Here is a 14,937-nt window from a genome sequence, read left to right as displayed (position 1 = left end):
ACGACTGATGCTTAGAAAAATTGAACAGGTTGGGTATACAAAGCACACTGTAATCCTGCCTAAAATGCCGGCCAACTATAGGACAAATAGTAATGTGGAGTCGAATCGTGAAAGGGCTCATGCTGGGCGTTATGACGGCTGGACTGATTGTGGGGTGTGGTCTCCAATCCAGCAACACATCAGTCGAATCCCCCGTTAGCAGCGAGTCAACTCAAGCGGCCAACTGCCGGTTGATTGAGCATGATCTGGGTGAAACAGAGGTCTGTGGACAGCCTGAGAAAATAGTGACGCTGAGCCTTCACGCTCTCGACTTACTCCTCTCTTTAGGTGAGCAGCCTGTAGGCTGCACGATGACGATCAATATCAATCAAAAAGAAGTTTTTGATAATCCAACTCAGCAAATCCCTTATCTGGGCGATCGCCTCACCACCCAACCCGTAAATCTGGGAGACGATCACGCCCCTTCCCTGGAAAAGCTAACAGCGCTCAAGCCAGACTTGATTTTAGGGGAGGCTAGTCGCAATGCTGACGAGTACGAGTTGCTGTCGCAGATTGCTCCTACGCTCCTATGGGAGAACCGCGCGGCTCAAGGCCAATGGCAAGAGAGTTTGCACGATATTACAGCAGCCCTTGGACATGAGGAAAAGGCAGAGGCGGTGATTCAGCAGTATGAGGCCCGTATCGACGATGCCGGTTCTGACCTGGCTGGGGTGGTGGCCAAGTATCCTAAACTGTTGGTATTGGGATCTAACCACCTAGATCAGGGCTTTTTAGTTGTTAAACCTGATAGTTACCTCGGCGAATTACTCAGCAGGATTGGGTTTCAAGTGATCCCTCCACCCGCCGCATATAGCAGCTCCAACACCCCGTTGATATCAATTGAAGCCTTGCCAAAGCTCAATAACGCAGACATCATTATCGTCCTGGGTTGGGACTTTGATGTCAGCGATGGGCTGGAAACTTCAGCCCCAGCTGTTGATAAGTCAGTGAATGATAGCCTTGAGACACACCAGGTACAAACCATCAAACAGGATTGGGAAGACAATGCGATCGCACAATCTCTCACCGCTAGCCAAGACAATCGTGTTTATTTTGCCACCTTCTACAAGTGGAATGGCCTCAATGGCCCCATCGGTGCTGAGTTGATTTTGCAGGAGCTGCGTCAGTTCTTCTTGGAATGACGGGAAAAAAATGCGTTTCGGAGCCAAAATCCCTAGGGAAACACCGTATACCTAGCTTAAGCTAATCAAGACATTCTCTCCCCCAGGCTTGAGCACAGCGGCGGAGAGTCATGAGGAGCCGGTAGTTCTGTGCGTACGTTTCTCATCATCTGGCTGGGTCAATTCGCCTCCCTGCTGGGCTCTGAGATGACCAACTTCGCCATTACCATCTGGGCCTGGGAAGTGACGGGGCAGGCCACACCGCTGTCCTTCATCTTGGCAGTGACGCAGGTGCCCCGGCTGTTGATTTCACTCTTTGCCGGCATCTGGGTGGATCGGTTTAATCGCAAATATCTAATGCTGTTGGGGGATACCGTAGCCGGACTCTCGACCGTTGCCCTGCTGGCTCTCTTCCTAACAGACAATTTGCAAATCTGGCATCTGTATGTGTCTGGCGCCGTCAATGGGCTCTTTGGTTATCTGCAAGGGTTAGCGCACTCCGCCTCCATCTCTCTGATTGTGCCGGCCCAGCACTATGCTCGCGCCTCTGCCTTCGAATCGCTACAGATGTCGGGCAGCTATGTTGTTGCCCCGGCGCTGGCTGGAACTATCTACGCCATCACGGGGTTGAGCGGTATTTTAACCATTGACCTGATCACGTTTGGAATTGCGATCGCATCCCTCAGTCTCGCCTCGATTCCCCAACCCACGGCGCCGCCGCACCATGCCGCTGCCGCCGACACAGTCTTCCATCAACTCACCTTCGGCATTCACTATTTGCGAAACCACCCCAGCCTGATGACGCTCTTGCTCTTTTTCCTGATCAGCAACCTGATCGACAGCGCCAGCTTCTCCATTTTGCCGGCCATGGTACTGGCCCGTAGCGGCGACGACTCCACAGTTTTAGGCATGCTCTTTTCCTTTTTCGGCGCTGGCGGGCTCCTGGGAGGATTAACCCTCAGTATTTGGGGCGGCCCCAAGCGACGCATCCATGGCGTATTGATTGCGGGTGCGGTTTGGAAAGTGGGACTAATGGTGCTGGCCCTGGCCCAGCAGACCTCCGTCAAAATTGGCACAGCCTTGGTCAGTGGGTTCTGCTCGCCCTTTCCCAGCAGCTGCAGTCAGGCGATTTGGCGAGCCAAGGTGGAGCCAGCCTTTCAGGGCCGCGTGTTTGCCACGCGATTTTTGCTCACCCAACTGGCGACGCCCTTGGGGGCTGCGATCGCAGGTCCACTGGCCGACTATGTCTTTGAACCGACCATGCAGCCCGGGGGCAAATTAACCCCTATTTTGGGCGGCACCTTTGGGACTGGTCTGGGCGCCGGCATGGCCCTACAAATGTCCATCTTTGCCCTGTTGGGAATCGTGGTTGCCGTGGGCGGATACGGCATAAAGCAGCTGGTGACGGTCGACAATGCTCCCTCCCCTCCCCTGGCCAACTAACCCCTAACTCCGATGCCAACCCGGCCAAACGGGCCTATTTCATCTGGTTAGAACAGGAGTAAGACTACTTGCGATCGCACCCATATTCAACGCGGCACTTAAATAGCAACGGTAACTGCCCATCAACATCCCTACCGTCTAGAGCTTGGTTCGACATAGTGGGGGCTCCTACAATGAAGCTATTCATGTTTTCAACAATGGCGTGACGATGGTACAGTCCGACCGATGGCTTCACCTGCCGAACAGTAATGAACTTCCTTGTTCTGACGACACGCCTGTGGATAATGAGGATCAAAATCTAATTCCCAATATCTTGCTGTTCTTACTCAAGTTCATTTGGACAGACCGAAATGACTGGTTTTTTGGCGTAGATATGGGAATTTATCACACGACGGGGACCACTCCTTTTGTACCCGTTGTTCCAGATGGATTTCTCAGTCTGGGAGTAGAGCGACATAAGGGAGGCTTGTCCCGCAAAAGCTACGTGGTGTGGGAAGAAAACGGGATGGTGCCACAGTTTGTGCTGGAGGTGGCTTCTCTCACACCAGGCGGTGAATACGATACGAAAATGGCGACCTACGCCCGCTTAGGCGTGTCGTATTACGTAATTTACAATCCTCAATACTGGCAACGGGATCAGCATCAACCGTTTGAGGTGTATCGTTGGATAGATGGCACCTATGAGCTGCAAGTTGGCGAGCCCTATTGGATGCCAGACATTGGGTTAGGCATTGGTCGGCATCCCTACCAAGATGGCGATGTGCAGCGAGAGGTGCTCTACTGGTATGACGAATACGGAAAACGGTATTTAACTCCAGAAGAACAGCTTGCCCGCTACCGGGAACGGTTCGGTGAGTTGCTGGAGTAGGCACTGCAACAATCGTAACCGTCATCCGACCAGTTTTGACCGACACATCAGCCAGTATAATGAGAATTCTTCTCATTGTCCTCAAGGCCGTTCTAAGCCGATGACCACCCTGAATCTCGCCCTCTCCGCTGATACCATTCCGACCATGCTCAGGGCGTTGCAGCAACAAACCGGGGGACGCTATCAGGTAGACTCCGATGAGATGTCCTGGAAGCTACAGCAGCCGTTTGGGTTTTGGCAGAGTCGCTGCATCCAGGTGAGGGACGGCCTCGATCTGGTCTTGACCCGAGCCGACTTACAGCAGGACGTCACCTTTGTCGAAACTATTAAGCAGATGTCCACCTGGGGGCTGCGGTTTTGTCTGGCTGGCCGTTCCCTGCAACGCCTGCGGGGTCACAGCACAGACATTGCCCTGCGTCCGGGGACCAATCTGATTGGCTTTATGTCAGGCACCATCGAGACCACCACCCACTATGCGGCCAATCAGGTGGTGGAACTGTTGACCGTTGGCATTCAAGCGCACGTGTTTGATGCCCTGATTGCTCCCCATCAGGCGCCGCTTAACTTTGGCCAAACCCTGGCGCTTCAGACCCCAGAGTCCGAGATGCGAGTGACGGCGAATCAGACGACGCCCGCGATGTTGACGGCGTTGCACAAGATCATGAACTGTCCCTACCAGGGCGATCTGAAGCGCCTATATCTAGAAAGCAAGATTTTAGAGTTGATTGTGCTAAAGCTGGCGCAGGTGCAGCAGGGAACCCCGCCACCCAAACTAGAGTTGCGGCTGAAAGCAGAGGACATTGAGCGCCTGTATCGAGCCCGCGACATTTTAATTGGCAATCTTGAGTGTCCCCCATCCCTGAAGGCGCTGGCGCAACAAACCGAGATGAATGACTTCAAGCTCAAACGGGGCTTCCGGCAGGTGTTTGGCACCACGGTATTTGGCTATCTGCATCAATGCCGCATGGAGAAGGCGCAATGGCTGCTGGAGCAGGGCATCGATTCGGTGGCTCAGGTGGCCCAGGCGGTGGGCTATGCCAGCCCCAGCCAGTTTTCCGCCGCGTTTAAGCGTAAGTTTGGGGTCACTCCCAGGGCCTATAAGTCGCTGTAGCCTTACTGTTGAATCTCAACTGCAACCCGTTGTTTGGCTGATGCAGGACAGTGCTCCGCGATCGCTCCCCTAGCGGATGAACACCGACCCAACCCACCTTCCGAGGGCAGTGCGTCTCAGCTGTCACCGCAGCGGAAATTCATGCGGTCATTCGGAAGCCTCTTCAAGAGTAGCTCGACAGCAGGCTATGATCATATGCCTTCAATTCAGGAAGAGGGGGCAGACAATTAGGTCAGCCTCACCACTGGCGAAGCCAATTCCCCCGCTGGTGAACCCAGTTCCCCCGCTCACGAACCCAGCTTCACCGCTATGCCATTGACTGAGCCACTGACGCTTACAGTCATCATCGGCGTCGTGTTTCCTAATATGAAATCCGGTTAATTCACCTAGGAAAATAGTTCTCTGTCATTCCCGCGTTTCGCGAAGCGTGCCCGGAGGGCGTAGCGGGAATCCAGGGCGTCAATCTCAGCTACGCCCAAAGCGCTCTGCCTGGATTGCGGGTGGCGCTGCGCTTGCCCGCAATGACGGATTGCAGTTGTGATACCTCATCGTAATGTTGCCTGTCTTAGCGGATTTGATATAACACCCCCGCCGGCAAAATAATCCGTTTGGGGACGAAACAAATCCGTTTTCCAGATTGCATCGCCCTCAGGCTGTTGCGTACAGTTCTCAACTACGAGGACGCGTTAAGCCAGTTGGTGTGAGGGAGTGGGGAGCATGAGCAGGTATGGGACAGGTGCCCTGGGGGGTTATCCTGGCAGGGGTTTCCAGCTTTGGGATAGTTGAGGCGGCGCCGGCTGCGACCATTGCAGGTGGTTCAGGTGAGTCTGGAGCCCAGCCCCGAATGGGTGGTGCTGCGGCTGGAAACGGCCAGAGGGGCAAATTCCTCAGGTGTTTGTGACCCAGTATGGCCAGACCTGGCAGGCGGATATCACTAATGCTCAACTCGCTCCTGGGGCCGCATTTGAACAAAGTAATCCGGCCCCGGGCATTGCATCGATCGCGGTGATGACGCTGGATGCGAACAGCATTCGAGTCAGGGTGACAGGAGGCGCTGGGCTGCCTGGGGTGACAACTGCAGGGGAGGCGCTGGCCTTTGCGATCGCAGCATCAGACCCGGCCAGCCGTCCTGCCCCGGCGGATACGCCGGACCCGGACGCGCCTGCCAGCGATGGGGTAGACAGGATTCCTGCCCCGCCGGACACGGCAGATGCCGACGAGGGCTTACGCATTACCGTGACCGGGCAACCAGCGGGAAGTGAGTATTTTGTCCCCAGGGCCAGCACCGCGACCCGCACCGCGACCGACCTGCTGGAAATACCGGCCTCTGTGCAAGTGATTCCGCGAGAGGTGCTGGACGATCAGCAGGTGATTCAGCTGGACGAAGCCTTGCGCAATGTCAGCGGTGTGGTGGTCGACTCCACCGAGGGAGCGGGCTTTCAATACACTATTCGGGGGTTTCAGGGGGCGCAGCTGCTGCGGGATGGCTTCCGGTTGTCGGGCTCTGGTAGCCTCTCCAATACCGGCATCTTGGCGCTGCCGGAAACCGTCAATGTGGAGCAAATCGAGGTGCTGAAGGGACCGGCGTCGATTCTCTACGGTGAAATTCAGCCCGGTGGGGTGATTAACCTGATCACGGAGCAGCCGACGGTAGAACCGTCTTACCAGGCGGAATTGCAGCTGGGGAACCGCACCCTAATTCGGCCCCAATTGGATTTATCCGATCGCCTCAGTGGCGATGGTCGCCTGCGCTATCGGGTCAATGCCCTGGTCTCGCGACAGGACAGCTTTCGGGACTTCGATCAGGAGATGCGGCGTCGGTTTATTGCCCCCGTGGTCACCTGGGACATCGGTGAGCGCACCGCCCTGGCCCTGGATTTTGAGTACTTCCATGATCAGCGTCCCAAATGATTCCGGGTTACTGGCCTTGGGTGACGGCATTGTCGATGTGCCCCGCGATCGCATCTTCGGCGAACCCGATTGACGTGATCGAGCCGGGATTTCTTTCTGGGGGGGCTATCGCCTAGAGCATGCCTTCGGCGATAACTGGACAATTTCGCCATGCCTTTCGGCTATTAGCACGCCAAGAAATAATACAGGCGCGTGAAACCCGTTGCTACCGGTTGCCTTTAACGAGGCTGCGGGCATCTGTGGTTCGATGTCAATACGGGCCACCGAATGATTCAAAACGTCTACGGGCTCAGGGACCGATGTGGGTGGCGCAAACTTTGCCAACCGGCCAGCAGTCGACACACCGCTGCTGTTTGGGGGTTGAGTCTGGGGAGTCGCCGATTCGCAGCGATATTGAGGCCCGGGGGCAATCTTTCTGGCCCCCTCGCCCCTATAAACGGTCTTCGACCCAGTCTATGGTTGACCGTTCCGCTGACTGGGACCTTCGACCAGTTGTGCCAACGCCTGCCCGGGTGCAGAAGTGATCACCCGCCGTCTGGTCCTGGTTTGGCCCAAAGACCAGATTGAGATTTTCGACGCGTCTCAACCCTCTTAGCGGGGTGCGTTACGACGTCGTTGATCAAGACGTGAATAACCCGCCGTCTCTCTTTGACCCCACCGGCAGTGGACATCAGGGCCAATCGGTGGATTGCTTGACTCCACGGCCTGGGAGTTGTCTATCCAGCCGCGCCCCAGCTGTCCCTGTACGCCAGCTATTCGCAGTCATTTACCCCCAGCAACGCCACCGATGTGGCCGGTGACTTGCTGCCCCCGGAGGACGGTGAGGGCTTTGAGATAGGCCTCAAAACCGAGCTGTTTGACCAGCGCTTGGTGGCGACCCTGGCCTATTTCGACATCACCCGGCAGAACGTTGCCACCGCCGATCCCACGGCGCCTCCGTTCTTAAATGCCTCAATTGCCACGGGGGAGCAGCGCAGTCAGGGGGTGGAGCTGGATATTTCGGGGGAAATTCTGCCGGGCTGGAATGTCATCGCCAACTATGCCTACACCGATGCCCGAGTGACGGCGGACAACCGGTTTCCCGTGGGCAATGGGTTAATCGGCATTCCCGAACACAGCGCCAACCTGTGGACGACCTATACCCTGCAAGACGGCGATCTGGCCGGGCTGGGCTTCGGCCTGGGCTTCAATTATGTCGGGGAGCGACCAGGGGACCTGGACAACAGTTTCCGGTTGGATGAGTATTTCATCACCAACGCCGCCATTTTCTATGAGCGCGCGGATTGGCAGTTGGCGTTGAATTTTAAAAATCTCTTCGATACCGACTACATCCAGGGAACGCCGATTTCCCGGGTCCGAGGCATCGAGCCTGGTGAACCGTTCACCATTATCGGCTCGTTCTCGCTCACGTTTTAGCAATACGGGCGATCGCGCCCCCTTGGGTCTAACCTGACTGTCGTCTATCCAGCGAGTACCGGCCCGTGGCCTCTCAATCCCACCTGAAAAAATACGGTTTGCTCGGCAGTTTATACGTGTCGCAGTTTCTGCCCTTCTGGTTTCTCTATGAAGCGCTGCCGGTGTTGCTGCGCCAGCAGGGCATGTCGCTGCAGGCGATCGGGCTATTGCCGCTGGTTGCGATCGCCATGACGTTCAAATTTCTCTGGGCGCCGCTGATCGATCGCTATAGCGTTGCCCGCTGGGGCCACTATCGCTTCTGGATTATTGCCTTCCAGCTCTGGGTGGTGGGCATCACCCTCATGTGTAGTGGCCTCAACCTGGAGACCCAGCTACCAGTGATCCTGATCGGCCTGGCCCTGATGGGAACCGGCTGTGCCAGCCAGGACATCGCCACCGACGCACTGGCCCTGCGACTGTTAGAGCCTCAAGAGCGCGGCATGGGCAATGCCGTTCAGGGGGTGGGCGGCTCTCTCGGAAAAATGATTGGCGGCGGCGGCCTGTTGATAGTGCTGAATCAGTGGGGTTGGCGGCTGAGCCTGTGGACGCTGGCGGCGGCGATGCTGCTGGCCCTGTTGCCGGTGTTGTTGCACCGCGAGCCCCGTCGGCCAGCGGCCGCGTCTGCCCTGACCGCCCCTCTCACCCCCGGTAACTATGGCCGCATTTTCTGGCAGTTTTGCCGGCGACCGGGGATGCTGGGCTGGCTGTTGATTCTGGGGCTGTACGCGGCGGCCCACAATCTCTCGGCCACGATGTTTCGGCCGCTGCTGGTGGATCAGGGCTTGTCCCTGGCGGAGATTGGCTCGCTGCTGGGGGTTGGCGGCACCACCATGACCATGGTGGGGGCATTGGCGGCAGGGATCGTCATTTCTCGCTGGGGGCGGAAGCGATCGCTCTTAATCGCCACTAGCCTGGCCTTCCTGGGCGTTCTCTCCTACTTCTTGCCCACCTTCGGCCTCACCCAACTGCCCGTCCTGTACGGCATCGTCGGCATCACGTTTTTGGCCCTGGGCATGATCGGCACCACCACCTTCACCATCATGATGGATAACAGTCGTCCCGAGATGGCCGGTACCGACTACACCCTGCAGACCTCCCTCATCGGCATCAGCGGCATCATCGCCTCGGCCCTCAGCGGGGTCTTGGCCGCGGCGATCGGCTATCGCGGCGTCTTCACCCTCAGTGCCTTGCTGTTGTTGGGCTGCATCACCTTCGTGGCTAAGGGGTTCAAACCAACGCCCGCCCAGCCGGCACCCGCTGAGGATGCGATCGCACTGTCTCCCCCCCACTCTGCCCAGCAACGCCCATGAGACGCCTTCCCCAGCTCTGCCCCCTGTCAGGGTTACTCGGGGGGCTCTCGAGCCAATGGCGAAGGCCCCATTGGCAGCACCGATCCCGCCGCCGGTTAGCTGGTGATGGAACTGCTCCTACCCTCGTAGACAAGATCCCTGTGATTGCTGACAGGTGATCCTGAGAAATTGACTGATCTCGCGGCAACCCTCTCTGCTGAGGCGTTACTGAGTCAAGCGTGCTGGTTTCCCCTTGAGGGCACTCCCCCATGCAGTCATGACCACGGTTGCAGCGTAAACAGATGGACCTGGAACTAATAGGATAGCGATGATCGCTTTCTGATTTGGCGAAAAACGTTTAGATTCATAATTGCGGCGGCTACCCGTTTAAGCCGGGACATTAGCTGCATCAAGGATTTGAGCTTTTGCAGCTTTGGCTCGCTGCCTGGGCAAAGGTAAATCGTGCATCTGAGCTAAAACGGTCTGAAATAAGTCTGGATGGGGTTGCTTGAAAAGTCGTTGGGCAGCGGTAGAGCCATCGAGCCGTTTGAGGTCAAAATTATGAATCACGCTCATCACTTGCAACTGACGGTCTGACAAGCGGCGACGGCTGTGATGAATCTGACCCAAATAGCCGTTGCGCCCTTCCACCGCTGCAGTTGTGCGCTGAAACTTGGTGACCATTTCACTCGCCCAACTGTACCAATACCGATAGACCTCGGCTTCTAAAGTCCGTGTGAGCGGATGAGCCTTTAGGACGTTGTGAGCCCGCTGATAGGCATCTCGATACTGGGCTTTGAGCGTCGGTTTATCGGTTCGCTGACTTTGGTATTGCCAGTAGCAAAGCGGCAACAACCCCACTGTCAACCAGCTCAATAAGGGCTGGGCGAGTTCATGGGCGGCGAGGGAGTGCTCAACCCACTGCCACCACAGATCCACGATGGGGGTAAGGACCTCAATCTGTCGCTTGAATTTGTCAACTCCGCCGGGGGCATCCTTGAGCTGATATTGCTGCTGAAATTGCTTGAGGGCGTCTACCTGTTGGCTAAGCTTGACGGCCACCTGCTCAGTGGTGACCGCACCAAGCGTCCTGATATCGAAGGGGTGCAACCCCAAACTGATAGCGGCTAGATGCTCACTAAATTGACTCTGGGCCGTTTGAAGGGCAGCGTATTCCGCTTGCAGTACTGGGTCTCGCTCAACGGCTTGAGCCCCCTGAGGCGGTTGTTCCTGAAGACGACGTCTGAGGTGAGTCAACCGACGTTCCAGGTCAAACCCAAGACCCTGGCTGAGTTTGCGCATCGCGTGAAACAAGTCGGCAATGCTGGCACACCCCAAGTCATTCAAGGCCAGTTTGATCAGGGCTTTCGCCCGGTCACTCACACAATATTGAATCCGACTCCCCCACTGTTTCACCACGGGCTCAACCACCTGTTGCCAAGTCTCGTAACGATGATTGGCCGCCGTTTCCTCCACCAGGAGGTAGCCTGAGCTTAATGCCATCATCACCAGGATGGTTGATTCAAACCACGTCTCATCCACCCCCACACAGAGCGCTGGCAGAGACTGGCAGGCTTGGCTCAAACGCTCCTGTTGAACCTGCTGATAGCCAAGAACTTTCTCTTCCAAAACGGTCTGAAGGTGGCGCAACGAGGAGACCGATACCCCGATGAAATGCTCTAGACCGAGTTTGTAAAAGCACTCACTGAGACTTTCTGCGCCCACACCTCGCGTCAGCCCAAAAACATAGATAGTGGCCACGACCAGCCGTTTTAACCACTCTTCACCAACATCTGTCTGCCACAGCGCCGCCTCTGGATACTGATGCCCCTGTTTCAGCCCTTGCTGATGACGATGGACACTGCTTTTGGGAATTCCCGTGGCGGTGGCGATGGCACGAATTGTTTGAGCGCCCTGTTCGGCCAGCCTCGCTGCAATCTGCTGACGACGTTGACGTATATTGAACATCGTATCCTCGGATTTGTGCTTGAGGATACGATACCGGCCCTGGCGACAGCTTCGCAGGGCTTTTTATCTCTAGGTTTTTGTCCCGCTTTATGGCGATAGCCGGCAAACTTATAGTGGGCAGCCAATAGGTTTCAGCCGTTTCCCACAAGGCATTTTGTAGCCTCTTACACCATTTCAACCTCAGACCCGGAAGAGCCATCGAATAGTCTGTTTAATTCCTTAAAAACCGGGTATTATCCCGTAGATCTGATAGATAATGTAGGGCATAGGGGGTCTTATCCAGCAGATCTGACACTTAATACATAGTTAGGCCTCGTTTTGTGACACAGAAACAGCTTGGTAATCGCAATCTTTCTTGACTTTTCGAAGGTGAACAATATGCCATCTCCCACAGTTATCCTCAAAGGAATTCTCACTGCTGCATCCCTAGCCTCGAAGATCGGCGGTATGCCAGCACCGAACACTGGAACACCATCTGGGATTACGGATAAAGCTCGCTGGTTCACGATGACGCTCAATAATCAGACCCAGTGGGATATTCAGTATGTGACGTCCTACTTTGACAGTGGTCGCTATTTTACCGCACCAACGACAGTCGAGCCCTTTAAAGACATGGAGTTCTCGGGGTGCGATAAGGATGGCTCTATCGGTACCGGAGTATCTGGAGGCAGCGCCTTCAAGATTCAAATTCCGACCACAGATGGAGGTTATGAAACTATTAACTTCGCGGTGGGCTGGAGCAATCCTTTTATTGGTTCCTTCAAGACATCTATTGTTCTCTCGAATGATCCTAAAGATGCATACAATCAGATCCAAGAAGGGACGTCTTCCATTAGCTCAGACAAGTTCCAGGGCAAGGACACGGACGACAACAGTGTCAACGTGCAGATCAATTTTGTAGCCGAGTCTGCGCAACATATGATTTGTACAATCACGGAGACGGAGCCCGAGAATTAGACCAAACTTAAGGTCGCGGGGAGATTAAGCTATGTGGAGATCGGGGAGGGCGATCGGCTGAGTGTGATGCTTTTTTAGTATTATGCAGTGCCTAACTGCTGCATGCACCTGATGCGCAGGGTTTCACAGTCTCTATGCGATTCTATAGTGTTCATGCGCACAGGTGATGCTCGGTCGTTAGGCATTGAACGAATGGAGATTAAGTATGCACACATTCGCACAGAAGCCAAAGGCAACTCAGCAATCTCATTCTGCAAAATTAGTGAAGTGCGGCCCGACGCTTTCTAGGCAGCGCCGTGACATGCACTCCATCCCTCAACTACAGCGCACGATTGGAAACCAAGCTGTGCAGAGGTTGCGGCGGACTGACTCTGTAGGTCTTGAAGTTGAGCCCAGCATCACTGCTGCAACTCGCTTCGCTCATGACTTCAGCCGAATACCAGTACACGTAATGACATCGGAAAGAATTCAGCCCAAACTGATGATTAGTTTTCCTAGAGAGGACTACGAGCAGTGGGCAGGCTGTATCACCAACCGAATGATGCGCATGCCCAAACTACATCTACAGTCTGCTTGCGCTTGCGGTGGCACATGCCCAAACTGTCAGGCAAAGAAACCAGACCACAAGTATGGGCAACGAACCGTACGACCGGTCAGCGAGCTGCCGGGGACAGCAGCCACTGAGTCAGTACAGTCCATGGAGCCTTCGGTAAAAATACGATCTCCGTTGGTTTTAAGGAACTATCCAGTGCCAACCAGTCTTCGCCTCGGTAGTGTCGACGCGCCCGAAGAGCACGCAGCGGACGTATTCGCAGCGCAGATCCTAGACCCTGTCCCTACGGTAAGCTCGTTATTACGACCGCCGTTCAGCTTATTCTCAAGCGACAATTCTGTGCACCGAAAAACCCCAACGGCTGCGAGTCAAAGCGCAGTCCCTGCTATAGTCAGGCGGGCGCTGTCCACATCTGGACAACCCATGGATATGGCGAATCGCCGGTTTTTCGAGACACGCATCGGTGCTAATCTTGCTAACATTCGTATTCATACAGGGGAGACGGCTGCCCGATCTGCTGTTGCCATTGGCGCTGAAGCCTACACAGTGGGCAATCGCATCGTATTTGGAAGAGGGAAGTACCAACCAGGAACCGAAGGCGGACAGAGGCTCTTGGCTCACGAACTTGCCCATGCTGTTAATGCTGAAGTCTCCGGAAATTCATCCTGTACAGAACGAATGGTAATCCATCGTTCAATTCAGTCAGGCGGAATCCGATACCGTGATGAAGTTGTCGATAAAGTGCGGCAAACCCTTGAGGAGGCAAATAGCTTTTACGAAGCGTTACGGACAGGCCCTCCTGCTGGCATAAATGTAACTGGCGGCCGCCTGAGTGGCAGACCCAACATCGCATGGAGGTTTCTATTCCCGGCGGGTCCCCATACCAGAACACTCGTTCAGCTTTGGAGCCTCGGTGAAGCATTTAATCCAGGAGAAGGTGTAGATTTGCCTTCGAACAATTTCGTCTACACCTGCAACTGCGGGTGGCTCGACATGGGACACTTCTTCTTTACATCACTTGCTGGCTATCTTGAGTCGCTGGGTATTCATGCAACGCAGTCAAATATAAATCTGTCAACTTTGTTGAACCTTATTTGGCAATTGCATTTCCCAAGTGTCTATTCTGGCGGTGGTTTACGGGCGTATGAAACCAGTCTGGAGGCGGAAGAAGGGCAACAGCGCTATCGTGAAAGATTAGAGGCAGGAGAGGAGCTAGACCCTGGACAGATTGGAACCGCACAGAGCGCGTTTACTCTGGAAGACCTGCGCTCTAATTGGGAAGGTGCACATTTTGGCGAGCAAGCGGCACTCTCCAATCAGCGCGACAGATTCAATGTTCTGGAGGAGCTCGAAGCTGTCTTCGGCCGTTGCAGACCAGCCAATTTACCATTGCCGCCCATCGAACAACGCGTCAATACCCAGAATTTCGATACGTCCGTGCAGCGTCTCATCAGGGAGACACTTGGCGAGAACCGAATTTCGATCGGCGGGGCATCCCACTTACTTCCGCGTCAACAGTTTGTACAAGACCGAACTTCTCGACCAGTGCCGGTGGAACTGGTCGCTGCTAGGGAATTTTGTTAAGCTCGGTGCACAAATTTGTGGTGGTGCACTCGGTCTTGAATCTTGTAATGTACTAGCGATAGCGTAAAGCACTATACGATTACTAATCCTCAAACTTCCTATGCCTAACTAGGGTGCTGCACCGGATGGCTTGGTGATCGCCTGGTTCTACCCGATAAGTAGGTAGGGTGGGCGAGTACATCACCAATACCCTCAGCAAATCTCCAAAATCTCAACTTGCCCACCAATTCTAGGAAAAGGTGGGCATTGAACTCACCAGACGATAGTTAGGCACTCCTGGAACTGGGGCTTGGATAACATTGTCGCCACAGGCGATCGCAATCACACCTCAGAGGGAGCCCACCAATTTTACAAAAGGTGGCATTGAGCAGATGACAGATACCGTCGAAGCCTTGGACAAGACAATGCCTGCGCTGTAATTCACGTGATTACTTCAGCTACCTAATCATGGCAGCTAGACCATTAATCAATGTCGCTTCACATCATGGACGTCATTAGACAGCGATGGTCTTCTCGAGGGTATAGGGAACCAAGTGTCGTGCTCGTAGCGAGTATGATTTGTGCCGGTTTAGATATCTTCAATATTCACCGAGCTGAATAAGATGGTCATAATCTATGCTCATGGGAGCAGATCTCGT

Annotated in this window: 10 protein-coding genes; 9 read left to right on the top strand and 1 reads right to left on the bottom strand. The window is 54.9% G+C overall.

Annotation, left to right across the window (positions count from 1 at the left end; all coding sequences use genetic code 11):
- Positions 1 to 92: 92 nt before the first annotated feature.
- The 7 genes from XM38_RS17250 to XM38_RS17220 all read left to right on the top strand — a co-directional run bounded on the left by XM38_RS17250 (position 93) and on the right by XM38_RS17220 (position 9,258).
- Positions 93 to 1,181: an ABC transporter substrate-binding protein gene (locus tag XM38_RS17250; RefSeq protein ID WP_088430520.1), complete on the top strand. Its 1,089-nt coding sequence runs from the start codon at positions 93 to 95 to the stop codon at positions 1,179 to 1,181.
- Positions 1,182 to 1,310: 129 nt separating this feature from the next.
- Positions 1,311 to 2,603, top strand: coding sequence for an MFS transporter (locus tag XM38_RS17245; RefSeq protein ID WP_088430518.1), 1,293 nt, complete (start codon positions 1,311 to 1,313; stop codon positions 2,601 to 2,603).
- Between the two features lie 208 nt (positions 2,604 to 2,811).
- The gene (locus XM38_RS17240; RefSeq protein WP_088430516.1) at positions 2,812 to 3,471 is read left to right on the top strand and encodes a Uma2 family endonuclease; all 660 of its coding nucleotides are present in this window, start codon (positions 2,812 to 2,814) and stop codon (positions 3,469 to 3,471) included.
- A 100-nt stretch (positions 3,472 to 3,571) separates the two neighbouring features.
- The gene (locus XM38_RS17235; RefSeq protein WP_080811000.1) at positions 3,572 to 4,582 is read left to right on the top strand and encodes a helix-turn-helix transcriptional regulator; all 1,011 of its coding nucleotides are present in this window, start codon (positions 3,572 to 3,574) and stop codon (positions 4,580 to 4,582) included.
- Positions 4,583 to 5,464: 882 nt separating this feature from the next.
- Positions 5,465 to 6,493 carry a TonB-dependent receptor plug domain-containing protein gene (locus XM38_RS17230; protein WP_225889481.1) on the top strand — a complete coding sequence of 343 codons (1,029 nt, stop codon included), beginning with the start codon at positions 5,465 to 5,467 and terminating at the stop codon, positions 6,491 to 6,493.
- A 705-nt stretch (positions 6,494 to 7,198) separates the two neighbouring features.
- A complete protein-coding gene (locus XM38_RS17225; RefSeq protein ID WP_088430512.1) occupies positions 7,199 to 7,909 on the top strand; it encodes a TonB-dependent siderophore receptor in 711 nt (236 codons plus the stop codon).
- 65 nt (positions 7,910 to 7,974) lie between these two features.
- On the top strand, positions 7,975 to 9,258 hold the full coding sequence (locus XM38_RS17220; RefSeq protein ID WP_080810996.1) for an MFS transporter: 1,284 nt from the start codon (positions 7,975 to 7,977) through the stop codon (positions 9,256 to 9,258).
- A gap of 366 nt (positions 9,259 to 9,624) precedes the next feature.
- Here the strand turns inward: XM38_RS17220 and XM38_RS27150 are convergent, their stop codons facing one another.
- A complete protein-coding gene (locus XM38_RS27150; protein ID WP_080810995.1) occupies positions 9,625 to 11,205 on the bottom strand; it encodes a DUF6399 domain-containing protein in 1,581 nt (526 codons plus the stop codon).
- 378 nt (positions 11,206 to 11,583) lie between these two features.
- On the opposite strand from XM38_RS27150, the gene XM38_RS17210 reads away from it, so the two are divergent.
- On the top strand, positions 11,584 to 12,162 hold the full coding sequence (locus XM38_RS17210) for a hypothetical protein (protein ID WP_137455155.1): 579 nt from the start codon (positions 11,584 to 11,586) through the stop codon (positions 12,160 to 12,162).
- Positions 12,163 to 13,138: 976 nt separating this feature from the next.
- Complete coding sequence (locus tag XM38_RS26080; RefSeq protein ID WP_187329447.1) at positions 13,139 to 14,299, top strand: eCIS core domain-containing protein; 1,161 nt, start codon at positions 13,139 to 13,141, stop codon at positions 14,297 to 14,299.
- Positions 14,300 to 14,937 lie beyond the last annotated feature (638 nt).

The sequence above is a fragment of the Halomicronema hongdechloris C2206 genome (assembly GCF_002075285.3).
Lineage (GTDB): Bacteria > Cyanobacteriota > Cyanobacteriia > Phormidesmidales > Phormidesmidaceae > Halomicronema_B > Halomicronema_B hongdechloris.
Note: the sequence above shows the minus strand (reverse complement) of the source record. Positions and strands in the feature narration are given on the sequence as shown.

Bases quoted from the DNA above. Each gene is read 5' to 3' on its own strand.
- XM38_RS17210 (WP_137455155.1), top strand. From the start codon at position 11,584: ATGCCATCTCCCACAGTTATCCTCAAAGGAATTCTCACTGCTGCATCC.
- XM38_RS17250 (WP_088430520.1), top strand. From the start codon at position 93: ATGTGGAGTCGAATCGTGAAAGGGCTCATGCTGGGCGTTATGACGGCT.
- XM38_RS26080 (WP_187329447.1), top strand. From the start codon at position 13,139: ATGGATATGGCGAATCGCCGGTTTTTCGAGACACGCATCGGTGCTAAT.
- XM38_RS17240 (WP_088430516.1), top strand. From the start codon at position 2,812: ATGGTACAGTCCGACCGATGGCTTCACCTGCCGAACAGTAATGAACTT.
- XM38_RS17235 (WP_080811000.1), top strand. From the start codon at position 3,572: ATGACCACCCTGAATCTCGCCCTCTCCGCTGATACCATTCCGACCATG.
- XM38_RS27150 (WP_080810995.1), bottom strand. From the start codon at position 11,205: ATGTTCAATATACGTCAACGTCGTCAGCAGATTGCAGCGAGGCTGGCC.